Annotated in this window: 15 protein-coding genes and 1 pseudogene; 8 read left to right on the top strand and 8 right to left on the bottom strand. The window is 56.2% G+C overall.

Annotated features, from left to right (window positions below):
* Position 1: 1 nt before the first annotated feature.
* On the bottom strand, positions 2–478 hold the full coding sequence (locus tag GHO42_RS06310; RefSeq protein ID WP_095019143.1) for a hemerythrin domain-containing protein: 477 nt from the start codon (positions 476–478) through the stop codon (positions 2–4).
* Positions 479–747: 269 nt separating this feature from the next.
* On the opposite strand from GHO42_RS06310, the gene xerC reads away from it, so the two are divergent.
* Positions 748–1716 (top strand): tyrosine recombinase XerC, encoded by a 969-nt coding sequence (xerC, locus tag GHO42_RS06305; protein ID WP_178110299.1) that lies wholly within the window; start codon positions 748–750, stop codon positions 1714–1716.
* Positions 1717–1799: 83 nt separating this feature from the next.
* The gene (locus tag GHO42_RS06300) at positions 1800–1997 is read left to right on the top strand and encodes a PLDc N-terminal domain-containing protein (protein WP_095000205.1); all 198 of its coding nucleotides are present in this window, start codon (positions 1800–1802) and stop codon (positions 1995–1997) included.
* Positions 1998–2000: 3 nt separating this feature from the next.
* On the opposite strand, the gene GHO42_RS06295 is transcribed toward GHO42_RS06300, so the two are convergent.
* A complete protein-coding gene (locus GHO42_RS06295) occupies positions 2001–3089 on the bottom strand; it encodes a polyamine ABC transporter substrate-binding protein (protein WP_095023382.1) in 1089 nt (362 codons plus the stop codon).
* A 50-nt stretch (positions 3090–3139) separates the two neighbouring features.
* Positions 3140–4441: an FAD-binding oxidoreductase gene (locus GHO42_RS06290; protein ID WP_095023383.1), complete on the bottom strand. Its 1302-nt coding sequence runs from the start codon at positions 4439–4441 to the stop codon at positions 3140–3142.
* 156 nt (positions 4442–4597) lie between these two features.
* Between GHO42_RS06290 and GHO42_RS06285 the strand changes: the two genes are divergently transcribed.
* Both GHO42_RS06285 and GHO42_RS06280 read left to right on the top strand, forming a co-directional pair.
* Complete coding sequence (locus GHO42_RS06285) at positions 4598–5494, top strand: LysR substrate-binding domain-containing protein (RefSeq protein ID WP_095019146.1); 897 nt, start codon at positions 4598–4600, stop codon at positions 5492–5494.
* 261 nt (positions 5495–5755) lie between these two features.
* Positions 5756–7321 (top strand): TerC family protein, encoded by a 1566-nt coding sequence (locus GHO42_RS06280; protein ID WP_153325964.1) that lies wholly within the window; start codon positions 5756–5758, stop codon positions 7319–7321.
* Between the two features lie 329 nt (positions 7322–7650).
* On the opposite strand, the gene GHO42_RS06275 is transcribed toward GHO42_RS06280, so the two are convergent.
* Positions 7651–10071, bottom strand: coding sequence for a glucose/quinate/shikimate family membrane-bound PQQ-dependent dehydrogenase (locus GHO42_RS06275; protein ID WP_138737977.1), 2421 nt, complete (start codon positions 10069–10071; stop codon positions 7651–7653).
* A 276-nt stretch (positions 10072–10347) separates the two neighbouring features.
* Positions 10348–10830, bottom strand: coding sequence for a cupin domain-containing protein (locus GHO42_RS06270; protein WP_095019149.1), 483 nt, complete (start codon positions 10828–10830; stop codon positions 10348–10350).
* A gap of 182 nt (positions 10831–11012) precedes the next feature.
* Between GHO42_RS06270 and GHO42_RS06265 the strand changes: the two genes are divergently transcribed.
* From GHO42_RS06265 to yidD, 3 genes are all read left to right on the top strand, one after another.
* Positions 11013–12578 carry an alkaline phosphatase gene (locus GHO42_RS06265; RefSeq protein ID WP_138737978.1) on the top strand — a complete coding sequence of 522 codons (1566 nt, stop codon included), beginning with the start codon at positions 11013–11015 and terminating at the stop codon, positions 12576–12578.
* A 460-nt stretch (positions 12579–13038) separates the two neighbouring features.
* Positions 13039–13281 carry a DUF4177 domain-containing protein gene (locus GHO42_RS06260; protein ID WP_095023389.1) on the top strand — a complete coding sequence of 81 codons (243 nt, stop codon included), beginning with the start codon at positions 13039–13041 and terminating at the stop codon, positions 13279–13281.
* Positions 13278–13484: a membrane protein insertion efficiency factor YidD gene (yidD, locus tag GHO42_RS06255; protein ID WP_198417386.1), complete on the top strand. Its 207-nt coding sequence runs from the start codon at positions 13278–13280 to the stop codon at positions 13482–13484. Before GHO42_RS06260 ends, yidD begins: the two co-directional genes overlap by 4 nt.
* Positions 13485–14269: 785 nt before the next feature.
* On the opposite strand, the pseudogene GHO42_RS06250 reads toward yidD, so the two are convergent.
* Positions 14270–14560 (bottom strand): annotated as a pseudogene (locus tag GHO42_RS06250) (GNAT family N-acetyltransferase); the annotation flags it as partial.
* A 202-nt stretch (positions 14561–14762) separates the two neighbouring features.
* Here GHO42_RS06250 and GHO42_RS06240 point away from each other — a divergent pair.
* Positions 14763–15770 (top strand): hypothetical protein, encoded by a 1008-nt coding sequence (locus GHO42_RS06240; RefSeq protein ID WP_095032298.1) that lies wholly within the window; start codon positions 14763–14765, stop codon positions 15768–15770.
* Here GHO42_RS06240 and GHO42_RS06235 read toward each other — a convergent pair.
* Together GHO42_RS06235 and GHO42_RS06230 are read right to left on the bottom strand one after the other, a co-directional pair.
* Positions 15756–15962: an EAL domain-containing protein gene (locus GHO42_RS06235; RefSeq protein ID WP_095024668.1), complete on the bottom strand. Its 207-nt coding sequence runs from the start codon at positions 15960–15962 to the stop codon at positions 15756–15758. The two genes, GHO42_RS06240 and GHO42_RS06235, sit on opposite strands and share 15 nt — an antisense overlap.
* Positions 15963–15966: 4 nt before the next feature.
* Positions 15967–17298, bottom strand: coding sequence for an MFS transporter (locus GHO42_RS06230; RefSeq protein WP_256670485.1), 1332 nt, complete (start codon positions 17296–17298; stop codon positions 15967–15969).
* Between the last annotated feature and the right edge of the window lie 24 nt (positions 17299–17322).

Genomic DNA, 17322 nt, shown 5'->3' with positions numbered 1-17322 from the left:
ATCACGCCGCCAGGGGCTTGCTGTTCAGGGACTTTTTGTATTCGGCTTTCATCGCTTCCATCTGTTTTCCCAGCTCATCGAGCACCGCTTTACCGAGCAACTTGCGGGCCTGGGGAAACATCTCGGTTTCTTCCTCTTCGATATGGTGCTCGAGGAGTTCCTTGACCACCTTTGCACGACCGGAGAATTCCAGAGAATCGGGGGCAGTTTTCTTAAGGTCAGGCAATACCAGGGAGTCCACAGTGCGGTGTTCTTCCTTCGCTTCGTGGTACATGACGGCTTGCTCTTTACCACCGGCTTTCTTGAAGACCGGGTAGAGGATTTCCTCTTCAAGGCGGGTGTGGATAGTAATTTCCATTTCCAGTTTGTTGAGCAGTTCAGTGCGTTTTTTCACGGCGCGCTCGGTGGAGTCGCTGAGCTGGCTCAAGATGGCCTTGACTCGTTTGTGGTCTTCCAACAGCAAATCGATGGCATTCATATTCACTCACCTGTCTCTTTCACGGATAGGGATGGGCCTTTATGCATGCGACCCTCAGGGGTGAATATTGCATTAGCTGTACCAACTTGAACGGACGATATAAAATTAATAAAAATCAATTAGTTAAGTTTTAAAGCTGACGTTTCTATTCGTGCAGAATGCATGTATGCCGCGCCCAGGTCATGCAATTCGCGAGTAGGTTGGCGTTAATGCGCTAAACGCGGAAATCCCCGCCGCATGGGGTATATTGCGAACTGTTTCTGCCTGTAATGAGATTGGTTTTGTCTACGATTGACTCCCCGCTACCGCCGCTTTCTTCCTTGGTGTTAAACCCGGTGCAAACGCCTGTGGCGCTTTATCTTCAGCGGCTGGCGCCGTCCAGCCGCCAGACCATGCGTTATGTCTTGCAGGAAGCGGCAGACCGCCTGGGCGCTGAAGACGTGGCGATTGATGAATTCCCCTGGCATCAACTGCAACCGGGGCATATCACCGCACTGGTGGCGGCGTTGCGTGAAGACGGTTACGCGCCAAATACCTCATCGCTCTATGTCAACGCCATTCGCGGCGTGATGAATCAGGCCTGGCAACAAAACCTGATCACTCAGGATCATTTGCTCAAGATACGCGCAGTCAAGGCGGGAGGCGGTTCGCGGCTGGTCAAGGGGCGTAACCTGCGGCGCAATCTGATTCGCGAACTGATGGACGTCTGTGCCGCAGACCCCCGTCCGCAAGGGCTCAGGGACGCGGCGATCATCGCAATTCTGTATGGCTCGGGGATGCGCAAGTCCGAGTCGGTGAATATGGACCTGTGGCAGGTCGATGTAGAACAGCGCAGCTTGCAGGTGCTGGGCAAGGGCAACAAGGAACTGATCAAGTTTGCACCGGCCTGGGCTTTCGAAAAACTGGAAGAGTGGCTGGCGTTCCGCCGGGCGAACCTGCCGGACGGGGTCAGTGATGACACCTTTTTGTTCAATCGCATCCGCCGCGGCAACCACATCACTCGTGATCGCCTGACCAAACATGCGATCTATTACATCGCCAAGCAGCGGGGCAGGCAGGTAGGGGTCGACATCATGCCCCATGATTTTCGTCGCTCGTTCATTACCCGGGTGATTGAAGAGTACGACGTGTCGATCGCACAGAAGCTGGCGCACCACGCCAACATTGCCACCACCGTCAGCTATGACGTGCGCGATGACAACGAGCGGCGCAATGTGACCGACCGCTTCCTGTTGTAAGCGCAAGGGCTGGCGGTTTTAAGAATTAATGAACCCTCGCGCCATCTCCCCGCCTAACGTTTAACAACCACAGGAGGTCGCGCATGCAAATCGAAACCATATGGGTGGTACTGGCAATTATTCTGGTGCTGCTGGAGCTCTGGGCAATCCGCGGGGTGATGAAAAGCGGGGCACGGTCAAGCAGCCGGCTGATGTGGATTGCCATTATCATCTTCGCGCCGTTGCTGGGCATGCTGGCGTGGCTGGTTGCCGGGCCAAGGCAGCCGAGCACACACCATTGAATATCACGTATTGGTCTTGAGCTTGGTCCACAAACGGGTGCTCAGACGGGCGATTTTGGCCGGCAGGTCTTCCACGGTGAACAGGGTGTCGATCACTTCACTGGACGGGTAGATCGCCGGGTCCTGTTTCACGTCCGGCGCCAGGTACGGGTCTGCCGCCTGGTTGGGGTTGGCGTAGTGGATATGGTTGCTGATAGTGGCAATCACTTGCGGGGTCAGCAGGTAGTTCATGTAGGTGTAGGCATTTTTTTCATGGGGCGCGCTCTTGGGCATGACCACCATGTCCAGCCATAACGTCGAACCTTCCTTTGGGATCGAATACGCAATGTCGATCCCGTTCCCGGCTTCCCGCGCACTTGCCGCAGCCTGTACCACATCACCGTTGAAGCCGATGACCGCACAGATATTGCCGTTGGCCAGATCACTGATGTATTTGGATGCATGAAAATACTGAACATAAGGTCGTATTTTCAGCAGCGCCGCTTCGGCTTTCTTGTAGTCCTCAGGCTCATGACTATGGTGCGGCAAGCCCAGATAGTTGAGAGTGATCGGCAACACTTGCGTCGGATTATCGATAATCGCCACACCGCACTGGCTCAGTTTTTTGATGTTGTTTTCATCGAAAAACAGGCTCCAGGAGCGGGTGACATCCGTGGTACCAAAAATCGCCTTGATCTTCTCGACGTTGTAGCCGATCCCCGCCGTGCCCCACATGTAGGGGTAGCCGTACTGATTGCCGGGATCGTTGGCTTCCAGTTTGTTCATTAACACCGGGTCCAGGTTCTTCCAGTTTGGCAACTGGCTCCTGTCCAGTTTCTGGATGGCACCGGCCTTGATCAGGCGGGACATAAAGTGGTTCGAAGGGCTGACCACGTCATAGCCGGTATTACCGGTCATCAACTTGGATTCCAGCACTTCGTTGCTGTCGTGAATATCGTAGGTCGCCTTGATCCCTGTTTCCTTGGTGAAGGTGGTCAGGGTGTCGTCGGCAATATAGCCGTTCCAGTTGGAAATATTCACGCTCTCGTCGGCGTGGCTGACGGCCGAAAACGCTGCGAGCATGACCGCAAGGGAAACCGGGCTGATGTTCATGTTCAATCACCTTTTCAAGGAGCTTTTATTCTTTTGTGGTGTGAGAGTGTTCAGATTTCTGTTTTGGCTCTGAGGGCTTCCATGCGCATGCGCAGCGCTGCACCGACGTCAAAAAATGGCCGTGGCGGCAACCAGCCCGGCTGCGCTCTGTCCATGACCGACTGCAGCAGGGGCGAGCTGGCGCCACAGGCCAGCTCTGCGAGCAGACGGCCCCACAGCGTGCCGCGAGCAACCCCGGAGCCATTGCAGCCCGCCACGGCATAGATGCCTTCCTCGACCTTGGCAAAGTACGGCTGGCCACTGCGGGTAGCGCTCAGATGGCCGGTCCAGGTGTAGCGGATGTCTTGCTCACCGAGCCCGGGGAAGCGACGTTGCAGGCCCAGTGCATGGTGTTTTCGACGCAGTGACAAGTCACTGCCGGACAAATCGCGCGTACGGTATTCCGCGGTATTGCGGATCATTACCCGCCGATCCGGAGTCAGTCGCACCGTCGCGCCCAGCGGCCTCGTCGACAGCACGCCCCAGGGCTCGACACTGCCGATGGCCTGATACTCCTTGTCGCTCAGGGGGCGGGTGAGGCTGGCGCTGAGCTCCATCGGGAAGGTTGCGCTGTTGTCGATCCCGGCGCGGGGGATAAAGGCATTCAGGCATACCAGTACCTGTGCGGCTTCAATGCTGCCCTGGATACCCTTGGCCCGAATGCGTCCGCCACTCAGGCGTTCAAGCCCGATGATGTCGGTGTTTTCAAAAAGGCTGACATTGGCCGGCAAGGCATCCAGCAGACCCTTGACGTATTTCGCCGGCTGCAACAACGCATTGCCATTGCCGCACCAGATGGCCGCCTGGTAATGGCGGGTGCCGAGTGTCTGCGCCAGTTGCGCGCCTTCCAGAAAGTGTGCAGATGCGCCGACTGCATGCAGGGTCTTGAGCTTGGCCTCAACCTGGGTCAATTTGCCCGGGTCGTTGACGGCGAAGTAGTAACCCGAATCCCGGTACTCGCAGTCGATGCCGTGGCGCGCAATGCGCATGCGTACTTCATCACCGGCCGCCTGGCCGATTGTCGAGTCCACGGCATAGCCGGCAAATCCACCCTTGCCGATCAGCTCGTCATCCGCCGGGTTTTCATGGGCCACCGCGTAACCGGAGTTGCGTGCCGATGCACCTTGGGCTGCACGTTGCCTGTCGACAATCAGAATGCGAGCTTGCGGGTGCAATTGCGCCAGGGAATGGGCCGCACTGAGGCCGGTAATGCCCGCACCGATAATCAACCAGTCGGCTTTCTCGATGCCTTTGAGGTGATCACGGAGGGGGGAGCTTCCTGCCAGGGCAATCCAGCCACATTCATTCTTCACGTTTCACCTCATTTGCCGGTCAGGGGGCTGCCCGGCCTTTGAATACATGCGCTAATTGCATGGCTGGCCGTTGCTGGCGCTGGTTATGAATGGAATTTAGGCGGTACCAAGTGATATAACCAACGCTATTAATTCATTGATTGATGCAAAAAACACATGGATAAGGTTCGTCACGTACCCTCGTTGCAGGGTTTGCAGGCACTGGTAGAGGTGGCTGAATCGGGCAGCTTCACACAGGCGGCGCAGACGCTGTGTCTGACCCAAAGCGCTATCAGCCGGAAAATCCAGCAACTGGAAGCTCACTTTGGTGTGACGTTGTTTGTCAGAACCAGTCGCAGCGTGCGCATGACCGTCGAAGGCGAACAGGTGCTGGCCAGTGCCCGCGGCATTCTTGAACAGTTAAAGCTGCTGGAAGATCGTTTGTCGCCGCAAAAGCGACCGTTCCGTATCCGCATGCATGTATCGCTGGCCGTGCGCTGGTTACTGCCCAAACTCAGTGACTTTTACTTGCAGCACCCGGACATAGCCTTGTCGATTGAAACGGTCGCCACCGAGGTTGTCGAACCGGCCAGCGACAGCGATGCCTACATCCTGTACTTGCCCCGACCCTCCACTGACCCGGCCTGCATGGCTTTATTCGATGAGGCTCTGGTGCCAGTGTGTGCACCCAGCCTGGGGCCGCTGGCGTCGATGGAAGATCTGCTGCGCTTTGCGCTGTTGCATCGCTCGGCCGACCAGCAAGCCTGGCACGACTGGCTAGCCGCCAATGACGGCAAGCCGCTGCACAGCTATCGGCATATCCCGTTCAATCTCGATGAGCTGGCCCTCGATGCTGCCGCGCGTGGCTTGGGGGTGGCGGTCACGGACATGACCCTGGCGGCGGAGTCCATTCAACGCGGGGCACTGGTGATTCCGTTTGGTGAACCGTTGAAAACCGGTGGTAACTATTCGTTGTGCCTGCAACCTGCTGCAGACTTGCATCCGGCGTGTCCGGCGGTGCTGCAATGGTTCGCCAGTCAGGTCGAGCAAGGCGGAGGAGGGAGAACTTGTTAAATTTTGTAATAAGTCCGCTAACAGGAAATGAGTTTAATCGCTGTAGGATTGCATCCCCAATTCACTAAAGGCTTGTATGAACACCCTTCAGGAACCACCCAGTCGCAGTTTTGAATCTGCGCTTGCTCCAGGCTTGATCCTCGCAATCGAGCACGTGTTACCCATTCCCCGCCCTCTATTTTGCGCCAGCACCTCTGCTGATGCGCTTGTCTGTGCGCGCTCGCCGTTAACCCAGCACCTTCGTGAGATTGACTGATACCTATGGAATGGATTGCAGATCCCACGGCCTGGCTCGGCCTGTTGACCCTGATTGTGCTGGAACTGGTACTGGGTATTGATAACCTGGTGTTTATCGCCATCCTCGCCGACAAACTGCCGCCGGAGCAGCGCGACCGTGCCCGGGTCATCGGCCTGACGCTGGCCCTGGTCATGCGCCTGGGCCTGCTGGCCAGCATCTCGTGGATGGTCACGCTGACGCAGCCTTTGTTCGAAGTCTTCGACAAAGCGTTCTCGGGGCGCGACCTGATCATGCTGTTCGGCGGCTTGTTCCTGTTGTTCAAGGCCACGATGGAGTTGCATGAGCGCCTGGAAGGGCATGTGGCCGAGCGCTCATCGGCGCTGGGCTATGCCATGTTCTGGCCGATTGTGGCGCAGATTGTCGTGCTAGACGCGGTGTTTTCCCTGGACGCAGTGATTACCGCGGTAGGCATGGTTGAACATCTGTCGGTGATGATGATCGCCGTGGTGTTCTCGATCGGCCTGATGATCATCGCCAGCAAACCGTTGACCCACTTCGTCAACAGTCACCCTACGGTGATCATGCTGTGCCTGGGCTTCTTGATGATGATCGGCTTCAGCCTGACTGCCGAGGGCCTGGGCTTTCATATCCCGAAAGGTTATCTGTACGCCGCCATCGGCTTCTCGATCCTGATCGAAGTACTCAACCAGATTGCCCGTGCGCGCCGCAAGAAAAGCGTGCAGGGCCTGCGGCCCATGCGCGAGCGCACCGCCCATGCGGTGATGCGCTTGCTTGGCGGACGCACCCTGAGTGCTGATGAAGTGGGCGAAGAGATTGCCGACATGCTTGACGGTGGCAGTCAGCAGAACGTCTTCCATCGACGCGAGCGCGTGATGATCAGTGGCGTATTGCAACTGGCGGAACGGTCGATTCGCACGGTGATGACGCCCCGTGCCGAGATCGATCATATCGATCTGGCTGATTCGGCAGAGACCATCCGTACAAAGCTGATGCATTCATCGTACTCCCGGCTGCCCCTGATCCGGGATGGCCGGGTAGATGAACCCTTGGGCTTTGTGCATAAAAAGGAGCTGCTCAAGGAGCTGCTGGCGGGGCATGAACCGGATCTGGAGGCGATGGCGCGCAAGGCCATCAATCTGCTGGACAGCTTCACGATTCTCAACGCTCTGGAACAGATGCGTAAAGAGTCGATGCACATTGCGTTTGTCATCAACGAGTTCGGTGACTTCATCGGCCTGCTGACCATGACTGACATTCTTGAGTCGATCGCTGGTGAACTGCCGGATGCCAGCGAGATAGAGGGGCCCAATATCGTTGCCCAGGAGGAGGGTTATCTGGTCAGCGGCGCCTTGAACCTGAGCCAGATTCGCCAGCACATCGGTTTTGCAGCCAAGGCCACGGATGACTATCAGACACTTGCAGGTATGGTCATGAGTTTACTGGATCGTCTGCCGATGATTGGCGACAAGCTGACGTGGGAAGGCTGGACCTTGACCGTAGTCGAGGTAGAAGAGCGGAGGGTGACGCGGGTGTTGCTGAGCAAATCCGCTCCCACAGTAAAAAGTTAGCGCGGTCAGTGTGGGAACCGGGCTTGCCCGCGATGCAGGCAACCCGGTCTGTCTGAAGGACCGAGGCGCTACTATCGCGAGCAAGCCCGCTCCCACAGTAAAAGGTTAGCGCGGTCAGTGTGGGAACCGGGCTTGCCCGCGATGCAGGCAGCCCGGTCTGTCTGAAGGATCGTGGCGCTGCTATCGCGAGCAAGCCCGCTCCCATAGTAAAAAGTTAGCGCGGTCAGTGTGGGAGCCGGGCTTGCCCGCGATGCAGGCAACCCGGTCTGTCTGAAGGATCGAGGCGCTGCTATCGCGAGCAAGCCCGATCCCACAGGGGAGGGCAGTGCTTAGTTGCTGTCAGGCAGTGCGTAAGCGATCACGTAGTCACCGCGATCCGGCGACTGACGGGCACCACCAGCGGTGATCACGATGTATTGCTTGCCGGTTTTAGGCGAAACAAAGGTCATCGGACCGCCCTGGCTGCCAACAGGCAAACGGGCTTTCCAGGCTTCTTCACCGTTGGCCGAGTTAAAAGCGCGCAGGTAGAAGTCTTGAGTGCCAGCGATGAACACCAGGCCACCTTGTGTCGACAGGGTACCGCCCAATGTCGGCATGCCGATCGGCAGTTGCAGACCCATCTTGATCCCCATCGGGCCGGTGTCCTGCACGGTACCGACCGGTACTTGCCAGGCGACCTTCTGAGTCTTCATGTCAATGGCGGTCAGCGTACCGAAAGGCGGGGCCTGGCACGGAATACCGGCTACCGACAGGAAGCGGTTTTTGTTCACCGCATAAGGCGTGCCCTTGAGCGGTACGGCACCCATGCCGGTGTTCAGCGCTTCACCGCCAGAAGAGGCCTTGGCGTCTTTTTGCTGCGGAACCATCTGCACCCACAAGCCCAGGCGCATGTCGTTGACGAAAATAAAGCCGTGTACAGGGTCAGTCGACAGGCTGCCCCAGTTCATGCCACCCAGCGAACCCGGGAAGCTCAACGACACATCAGTGCCCGGCGCGGTGTACAGACCTTCGTAACGCATCTTCTTGAAGGAAATACGGCACAGCATCTGATCAAACGGGGTTGCACCCCACATGTCCGATTCAGTCAGGGTCTGCGCACCAATCTGTGGCATGCCCACGGATTTTGGCTGGGTCAGCGAGTAGGGCTCGTCCGGAATGTTCGAGGCCTTGACCGGTACTTCTTCAACCTTGGTCAGCGGCTGGCCGGTGTGGCGATCGAGGACAAAAATCTGCCCGGCCTTGGTGCCGATCACTACCGCTGGGACCTTGCTGCCGTCCGCTTTGGCGAAGTCGATCAGGCTTGGCTGCATCGGCAGATCGAAGTCCCACAAGTCATTGTGGACGGTCTGATACACCCATTTTTCTTCACCAGTGGTGGCGTTCAGTGCCAGTACCGATGCACCGTACTTGTGGTTCAGCTCGGTACGTTCGACACCATAGATGTCGGTGGACGAGCTGCCCATCGGCAAGAATACGGTGTTCATCAGCGGGTCATAGGACATCGGTGCCCAGCTGTTCGGCGTGCTGCGAACGTAGGTCTTGCCTTCTGCCGGTGCTTGCTTGTCCTGCGGGTTGCCCGGGTCGAAGGCCCAGCGCATGGCGCCGGTCACTACGTCGAAACCACGGATCACGCCACCTGGCATATCGGTCTGGACGTTGTCAGCCACGCGACCGCCAACCACCACCGTGGTACCTGCCATCAACGGTGCCGACGACAACTGGTAGTAGGAGTCGGGCACATTGCCCAGGCCGGCCTTGAGATCAACCTGGCCATTGCTGCCGAAATCCGGGCAGAACTGGCCGGTGTCGGCATCTACCGCGATCAGGCGTGCATCGATGGTATTGGTCAGCAGGCGACGCTGGCACGCCGCGCCCGGGGCAACGGTGACGGCTGCGGCCGGGGTGCTGCCATCGGTGGGTGCTGCGACTGGGGCGCTGGCATCAAAGTACGCCAGGCCACGGCAACGCTGCCAGACGGCGGCCTTGGCATTGATGTTGTTCTTCCACAACTCTTTACCGGTATCGGCGTCCAGCGCGATCAGGTTGTTGTGTGGCGTACAGATAAACACTTTGTCGCCCACTTGCAGCGGGGTCATCTGGTCTTCTGCGCCATTGCCATCACTGATGGCCACATCGCCGGTCTGGTAGGTCCAGGCCGGTACCAGCTTGGACACGTTGCTACGGTTGATCTGATCCAGAGCAGCAAAGCGGCTGCCACCTTCGTCATTGCCGTAGTGTGCCCAGTCTTTCTGGGCTTTGGCCGGGTCAACCTTGGTCAGCCCCGGGCCGTCACCGGTCGGTGCGATCGAGGCGTGAGGCTGGAACATCCCCCAGAAGCCGGCGGCGATGGCCACGGCCAGCACTGCACCCAGCGCATAACCGGCGTTGCCGCTCAGGCCATTGGCCTTGCGCAGCGAAGGGTAAGCCAGCGCCACGACCAGGCTGAGCACAGCCAGGGCAAACAGACGTGAAACCAGCGGCCAGAACACCAGCCCGGCATCCGCCAGGGCCCAGATAACACTGGCGAGCATGATGGCAGCAAACAGCCAGGCACCAGCCAGGCGTCGCTTGAACAGCAACACGGACGAAGCGACCATGCCCAGGCCTGCAAGCAGGAAGTACAGGCTACCACCGAGCGTGGCCAGGTAGCCGCCACCGGCGACATAGAGCAAACCGAAAACCAGCACGCCTAAAGCGGCGACCCAGATGGGCCAACGGCTTGCGGCTGCCGAAGGTTGAGCGTTATTCATTGTGCATGACCCTATTGATGCATGAACGGTTGGGAGGAGGGCATAGCGTTTAACTGTAGCGGCTTGCAAGGCAGGCGCAGACGTGTCGGCGTTTCTGCACGTCGTCGAGGCCTTGAACAGGCCAGGTCGACAGACCGGGAAACGTCCGAAACAGTTATGTACTAAACGGTTAGTTTTATAACTTTAACAAAAACCCGGGCCTGCGACAAATTGTCAGTGTCGAGAGTCCGATAAGAGGGGATGTCAGGGGGAGGGCAAAGGGCGCGCAGATGCCCTTCAGCCATAGGGGCTGCCATCTTTATGGACGAAGTGCCATGTGCCGTCGACTGCCGTCACCGCCTGTATATCGTCTGACGGGTAAGTCACGCTATCTCCGACACTACGGTCGCCTACTTCAAGAACCACGCAGAGGGTGTCAGTTTTATTCTCCAGATGGTGGGCAAGCCCTTTGGCGGGGAAGCCCGCAATCATCCCCGGAGCCAGTTGCACGCTTTCATCACCTCTGAACAAGGTCGGATGACCCTCCAGGACATAGATAAATTCGTCCTGTAATGAGTGCGAGTGATGAAGGGCGGAGAGACTGCCTGGCGGCAGGTGTACAAGGTTGACGCCAAAATTCTTCAAGTTGAACAGATCACCCAGAGGCCGTTTGGTGCGGCCCTGCATCAGGGACGCGAAGGGCTCGGGGTAGTTGCTGGGGCGGGTTCTCTGCGCTGCATCGCAAGCATTGATCGGGCCTTGCTCAGTGGGGCGGATCATGGTGCGTCCCTCAAGATCAACAGCCAAACACAGAGGGGCAGTGCAACCGCCTTGGCAATCTGCACTGCCTGAAAGTGCCATCAGACATCCAGCATAGCCGGCACGTGGCTGTGCTGCTCTGAAACATGGCTGTCATTGGCAGGGGCTTAAATAGTGACTCCTTCCACTCGAGAAGATCATCCATGTCACAGTTTCCAGTCCGCCGTCGCAGCCTGATCCAAACGCTTTCTGCGGGACTTGTGTTGCCCAGCCTCGCGCCGGCTATTCTGGCGAATGTCCAGGACAGGCCCCAGATGACAGATGGCGTGCAATCCGGGGATCTACTGGGTGACCGCGCGATGGTCTGGAGCCGTAGTGACCGGCCAGCCAAACTGGTGGTTGAGTGGGACACCACCAGCACTTTTGCTCAGCCCCGGCGCGCCGCTTCGGCGCAGGCACATGCAGGCACTGACTACACCGCCCGGGTGGAACTCAGAGGGCTGCCCGCCGATCAATCCATCTTTTATCGCGCCTGGTTCGAGGACGCCCGCACCGGAACAGCGGGCGAACCGTGGTTCGGGCACCTGCGCAGTGTGCCAGGGCAGCCGCGGGACATTCGTTTTGTATGGAGTGGTGATACGGTCGGTCAAGGGTTCGGCATCAACCCTGACATAGGCGGCATGCGCATCTACGACGCCATGCGTCGACGCTTGCCGGATTTTTTCTTGCACAGTGGCGACACTATCTACGCAGACGGCCCGGTTCCGGCCCAACAGGTCGTGGAAAATGGTCGCGTCTGGCGCAACCTGACCACTGAAGCCAAAAGCCATGTCGCGGTGACTGTCGACGACTTCCGGGGTAACTACCGATACAACCTGATGGACGAGAACGTGCGGCGGTTTAATGCCGAGGTGCCGCAGATATGGCAGTGGGACGACCATGAAACGACCAACAACTGGTCGTCAGGCAAACAGCTTGACTCACGCTATGGCAGTGCCGCCATCAGGGATCTGCTCGGTCCGGCACGGCAAGCCTGGCTCGAGTACTCCCCGATGCGTCCTCAGCCTGGCGATAAGGGCGGTCGCATCTACCGGAGCCTCCCTTATGGACCTTTACTGGAGCTCTTTGTGCTGGACATGCGCAGTTACCGAGGGAGCAATGACGCCAACTTGTCCGCTGTCCCGGGCCCACAGACGGCGTTTCTCGGGCGTACGCAACTCGACTGGCTCAAGCAGGCGCTGGCACATTCAACGGCCCAGTGGAAAGTGATCGCTGCCGATATGCCGCTTAGCCTGGCCGTGGCGGATGGCGAAATGTCGCCCGGAGTACCGCGCTGGGAGGCAATAGCCAACGGCGACAATGGCAAACCGTTGGGACGAGAAATGGAGATTGGCGAGTTACTGGATTTCCTGCGCCAACGACAGGTCCGTGATGTTGTGTGGCTAACTGCCGATGTGCACTACTGTGCAGCTCACCACTATCATCCTGATCGAGCAGCGTTCCAGCAATTTGAGCCGTTCTGGGAATTTGTCGCCGGACCTTTAAATGCGGGCAGTTTTCCGTCTTGTGCTCTGGACATGACCTTTGGCCCGCAGGTGGTCTTCGAGAAGGCACCGACTGAACCGAACATCTCGCCCCTGGCAGGGCTGCAGTTCTTCGGCGAGGTCAACATTGATGCTCGTGACAAGAGTCTCACGGTAACCCTTCGCGACCTGGACGGTGTAGCGGTGTTTGAGCAGCAGTTGAAGCCTTTCGGGCATGAGGTCTAGGCAGGCTTAAGAGTGGAGCCAGTCGTAAATCCGGGCGAGTGGAGGGTAGTCCTGATCCGCTGAGCCTGTCGGAGCGGGCATTTCACCATGCGGCAGTAGCAGTCCGGAGGGGTAAGCAGGGGGAGGATAAATGCTCGAACCGGCTTGATTCGCCGTTGTTCGGTCTGGGCATCAGGTCGATTTGCCAGCCAGGTTTCAGAGGGATACTTACCGGGCGGGACGGGCGTTTTGTTCGGATATTCAAAAACTCCTATTATAACTAAACTAAACAACCATTTAGTATAGTTATAATTATTGGGTATATATGAGCACCCAGAGAGTCAACGCTGTACAAGTCTATGCCTATTCAGTAGAAATTATGAGCTAGATTCCCGCTGTCAAATCGCTACTATTGAGTTCATTTTGCCGGATCTGTATGGCCAGCAAGGTGCAAATCAAGCCCTGACGCAAGGATAGTGCGATGTACGTGTATAAAATGGTCCAAGTTCCGCCGAACATTGAGGTTCAGGCGAACAAACACCGTGGTAATGAGGCCGCTGTCTACTTGGAAACGGTCGTCAATGAGTACGCTTCCGAGGGTTGGGAATTTTACCGAATTGACTCGATTGGTGTGTCAGTTAAGGCCGGTTGCTTTGATGCACTTAAAGGCAAAAAAGATTCTATGGCCAGCTATTACGTCATTTCTTTCCGAAAACCACGGTGATTTCCTGGCTTTCCGTTCGCTCCATTAAGCTCTATCAGCATATCGGGCCTAGCCGACTTAGAGACGCCTGCAGGTTTGAGCCAAGCTGTTCAAATTACGCATTGTTAGCAATCGAAAAGCACGGTGCATTGCGCGGATGGAAGATGGCACTGAACCGTATTCACCGATGCCGTTTCCCAAACGGTGGCAATGATTATCCTTGATGATTGTCTAGTATTCGCTGAGTGCTGGCTTTCCAGGTCATAGCAATAGCTTTGACCTGGTTCAAATTGGCGTTAGCGTTATTGTTCCGTCAGGCTGTTTTTTAACGGTCAGCGTGTCACCCATAACAATGTCGAGTTCGCTGAGCAAACCATCGGGCAACGGCACGATCTTGTCGCCAGTGCCAGTGCCAGTGCCAGTGCCATCGGCAGCGTCTTGGCAGATCACAGTTCAGCGTTGGTTTTCAGTACCTGGTACACGGTTCATGGTTTTGATCCCAAGATGTTCAGAGGTCGATAATGCCAGTCTGCCTGTTGAAAAGCAGCCTCCACTGGCCCTGACATTCCAATACGCTGTTTCGCATAATGTATATTATGTTAAATCATGTTCATGAAGTTCATAAGGTACTGAATCGACGAATCCGCTTTTGACGTCCACTCTCCCAACGGACCATAGACTTCGATGAGGTGGCTGCCGATGAAGCTGATTCACTGCCGCTTTTCTTCAGGTCAGCGTGTTCCGACACGTTCTGTTCATCTACATCCAACTCAAACTCAGGCACCTCGCTTACCATCGGCGGCGGCACATCTGCCTGCGATCCAGGCTTTCTATACCTATGCCCAAAGTCGAGACGCTCATTTGGATGGCGTCATCTTGGTCTGCCACTTCGAGTCGATTCTGGCGTTGAATAGCCGCAGATTCTCTAGAGCCCCCCGAGCCTCACAATTGAGACTGTTGGGAGCTGAATACCTAAAGCAGCCGCATTAACCGGGCTTTCAAGGTGAGGCTATGGTCGGGCCGCTCTGCTGCGGGTCATATGGATGAGTGCTGATCTACGACTATCCAGAGAACTTCTCTCTTCGACAGCAAAGGGCAAGAAGCCTAGTTTTGGATATAGCAGCAAGCCTGCTGTATTTTCATTGAAGCACGAGATCTGCACCTCTGTGGCGTCATAGCGGTCGAACGCCAGAGCAGTCATCGTCTCCACGATGAAGGTCGCCACACCTTTACCTCGTGCCTCTTGGGCAACGATGACATTGCCGATACAGCAAACTCCACTCGTTTCAGCCCGATAAAATATCGGGGCACCCTTTGATGCGGCAGCAGCTCCGCAATCTCACTTGCCCGCTGAGTCGACAGGCGCATGAGGACGTCCTTCAAAATAGGTACGCCGCCGTCATCGAGATAGCGCGACAGCGCCATTAAACCTGCCAATTCTTGCTAGAATCACTAAACCCATAAGCACGCTAGTCAAGTCGATCACTAAGGATTGAGATTGCATGATCAAAACCCTGCCTAAAATTATAATTTCAGTTGCTGCACTTTTCGGTATGCTTATTAATTTGCACTTGATCCACACACTTAGCGATCACTCTGCTGTCTCTGGCGTCGAGGAGTTGCTCAGTCTAAGGATGTATGACTGGAGCCAGTCAGTGTCCAAGAAATCAGACTTGGGTGGCTTTGTTACCTTTTCGATTCTTGGCGCTGTGATTGCCGCATATGTAGCGTCTAAATTAGAGTTTAATTTGGAAAAGACCCTGTGTTCAATCATCGCTACCGCCATAATATCTGGATTTGTTTTGGGGAACGTCCAGAATGCTGTGGTATTTCATATTGGCACTTCTTTGGTTGAGAAGTACCCCGCCGCCACCAAGCGCGCTATTTCCACCTATTATGTGCAGCGTCTTGCGTGGCGCGATAACGGCTATAAAAACGTACTCATCCCTGAATATTCCGGCGATAACATTCGAACAATTGAGTCGAAGCTATTCAGTGTCAATATGTTTTATTTGGTTGAGGATCCCCTTTTCGTGACAGGGGACAAGACCAGAGGCAAAGACCTTATGGCACTGTACTTCAATGATGCAGTTGACGCGCAAGTCAAGCAGCAACCATGGGGGCTGCCCAAAGATAACTGGATGTATGAAGGCTTTGTAAGGAAATTTGATACTGCCCACTACGATTTGCGAAGAGTAAATAATACTGTCGTTGTACCTGTTGTGTTGGCCACGACCATTTTTAGTCTGATCTTAAGCATCTTGGTTTTCATAGGTGAAGTATTTGGATTGGCTGGTGGTAGCTGGCTAAAGACAAGGGTTTATGCAGTGGCGGGTGTTGCTATTGCTTTGCTGGTCACTCCCTTATTCGTACAAACTCACTATCACTTGACGCCAGCAATACAGCAATTTAACTGCAGCTACAGCTATTGTAATTTGGCACAACCCGTTATTGATTGGCTTTTCAGATTCGAACTGGGAGTCGTCAAATTAATCTCATTCGTCACCTGAGAATCTAGAGAAGGTCTCATCAGCTGTCTGCTGGCAGGAGACGTTGACCGTCACTTGAATGCCCTCCTCACCTGCCCGCTGCCAATCGGCGATTTGCTGGCACACTCGGGAGATCACCCAATTGCCGACCTGAGTAAACAGAAGAGCTTTTGTTCCCGTGCAGGCAAGTTTTTCAACTGCCTGCACGGGCATGACCCTATTTGCTTTTGTGGTGCTTCAACACAAACCAGACCAACAGACTCAATGCGCCGACCAGTGCAGCCGCCGTCAGTAAAACCATGCTGTGGGAGGCACTAAAAGTTTTTTGCCCGGCTGCAGCAAGCTGCTGGCCTTGAATGCCTCCAAGTGTTTTGGCCGCAATCATCGTTTCACCAATAGACCGGACGGCTGTCTCGGCCATGGCAGATGGAATGCCGTCAGGCAGCTGTATGGATTTTTCATAGGTGGATACGAGAAGAATACCGAAAACGGTTATGCCCAATCCGGTGCCAAGGTCGTAACTCGTGGCCTCAAGGGCTCCGGCAGAGCCCGCTTTCTCCATTGGAATACTGTTCATGATCGCCACTGACGAGGCGGTCAAACCAATGCTCAGGGAAAGCCCCAGTGCCACCAGCATCACAATAACGGCTACCCCGCCGCTGCCCAGGTGTATCTGGGCCAACCCGACCAGACTTGCCGCTGACACCAGCAACGAGCAACTCGCAACCCACCGCAGGCCAATCGCCTTCAGGATGACCCCGGCAAGAGGCCCACCGATTGCAGCCGCAATCATCAGCGGCATCATGAAAATACCGGCCTCCAGGGGGGTACGCCCCATGACGAACTGCAGTTCTTGAGCCAGCAGCAATTCGAACCCGGCAAGCGCACCCATGGTTACCAGGGCCATGACGATACCGGTGCTGACCGCCGGAATGGAAAAAAGGCTCAGATCCAGCATCGGGGTCGTGGTGTGAAGCTGCTTGCGTACAAACCAGACAAGCATCAGTGCTCCGAAGACAAAACAGGCACCGGTTACGAAAACAGAGTTGTTGGTTTTGAAGCCCGATTTGAGGGCGTAAACACTTGCCATGACACCCAGGATCAGAATCAAGGACTGTCCGATGGTCCAGTTTCCATCGCCGACCACACTTCGTCGCGGGATGTAGGCGATCACCAAGGGTATGACCAGCAGCATCACGGGCACATTGATCAGGAACACCGACCCCCACCAGAAATGCTCAAGCAATGCACCACCGACCAAGGGCCCGATGGCGGCTCCGGTGGAGGCAACAGCGCCCCAGATACCCAGCGCTACTGCTTGATCGCTCTGATCTTCAAAGGTTTGTCGAATAATCGCGAGGACGCTGGGCATGACCATGGCGCCGCCGAAGGCCATGAACGCCCGTGCCCCGATCAACGATCCGACATTGGGAGAAAAGGCGGCCAATACCGAACCTGCGCAGAAGATACCCAGCCCGGCCAGCAGCATTCGGCGATGGCCGACCCTGTCCGCAAGCGTGCCCATGGGAATCAGCAGGCTGGCCATCAACAACGGGTAGATGTCGATGATCGG

This window comes from Pseudomonas sp. FSL R10-0056 (assembly GCF_009600105.1).
In the GTDB taxonomy this organism is placed as follows: domain Bacteria; phylum Pseudomonadota; class Gammaproteobacteria; order Pseudomonadales; family Pseudomonadaceae; genus Aquipseudomonas; species Aquipseudomonas bubulae.
This window is presented reverse-complemented; position numbering and strand designations above follow the sequence as displayed.

What these genes read in the sequence shown, in the direction of transcription:
- GHO42_RS06310 (WP_095019143.1), bottom strand. Translation starts at nt 478, where the DNA reads ATGAATGCCATCGATTTGCTGTTGGAAGACCACAAACGAGTCAAGGCC.
- xerC (WP_178110299.1), top strand. Translation starts at nt 748, where the DNA reads ATGAGATTGGTTTTGTCTACGATTGACTCCCCGCTACCGCCGCTTTCT.
- GHO42_RS06300 (WP_095000205.1), top strand. Translation starts at nt 1,800, where the DNA reads ATGCAAATCGAAACCATATGGGTGGTACTGGCAATTATTCTGGTGCTG.
- GHO42_RS06295 (WP_095023382.1), bottom strand. Translation starts at nt 3,089, where the DNA reads ATGAACATCAGCCCGGTTTCCCTTGCGGTCATGCTCGCAGCGTTTTCG.
- GHO42_RS06285 (WP_095019146.1), top strand. Translation starts at nt 4,598, where the DNA reads ATGGATAAGGTTCGTCACGTACCCTCGTTGCAGGGTTTGCAGGCACTG.
- GHO42_RS06280 (WP_153325964.1), top strand. Translation starts at nt 5,756, where the DNA reads ATGGAATGGATTGCAGATCCCACGGCCTGGCTCGGCCTGTTGACCCTG.
- GHO42_RS06275 (WP_138737977.1), bottom strand. Translation starts at nt 10,071, where the DNA reads ATGAATAACGCTCAACCTTCGGCAGCCGCAAGCCGTTGGCCCATCTGG.
- GHO42_RS06270 (WP_095019149.1), bottom strand. Translation starts at nt 10,830, where the DNA reads ATGATCCGCCCCACTGAGCAAGGCCCGATCAATGCTTGCGATGCAGCG.
- GHO42_RS06265 (WP_138737978.1), top strand. Translation starts at nt 11,013, where the DNA reads ATGTCACAGTTTCCAGTCCGCCGTCGCAGCCTGATCCAAACGCTTTCT.
- GHO42_RS06260 (WP_095023389.1), top strand. Translation starts at nt 13,039, where the DNA reads ATGTACGTGTATAAAATGGTCCAAGTTCCGCCGAACATTGAGGTTCAG.
- GHO42_RS06240 (WP_095032298.1), top strand. Translation starts at nt 14,763, where the DNA reads ATGATCAAAACCCTGCCTAAAATTATAATTTCAGTTGCTGCACTTTTC.
- GHO42_RS06235 (WP_095024668.1), bottom strand. Translation starts at nt 15,962, where the DNA reads ATGCCCGTGCAGGCAGTTGAAAAACTTGCCTGCACGGGAACAAAAGCT.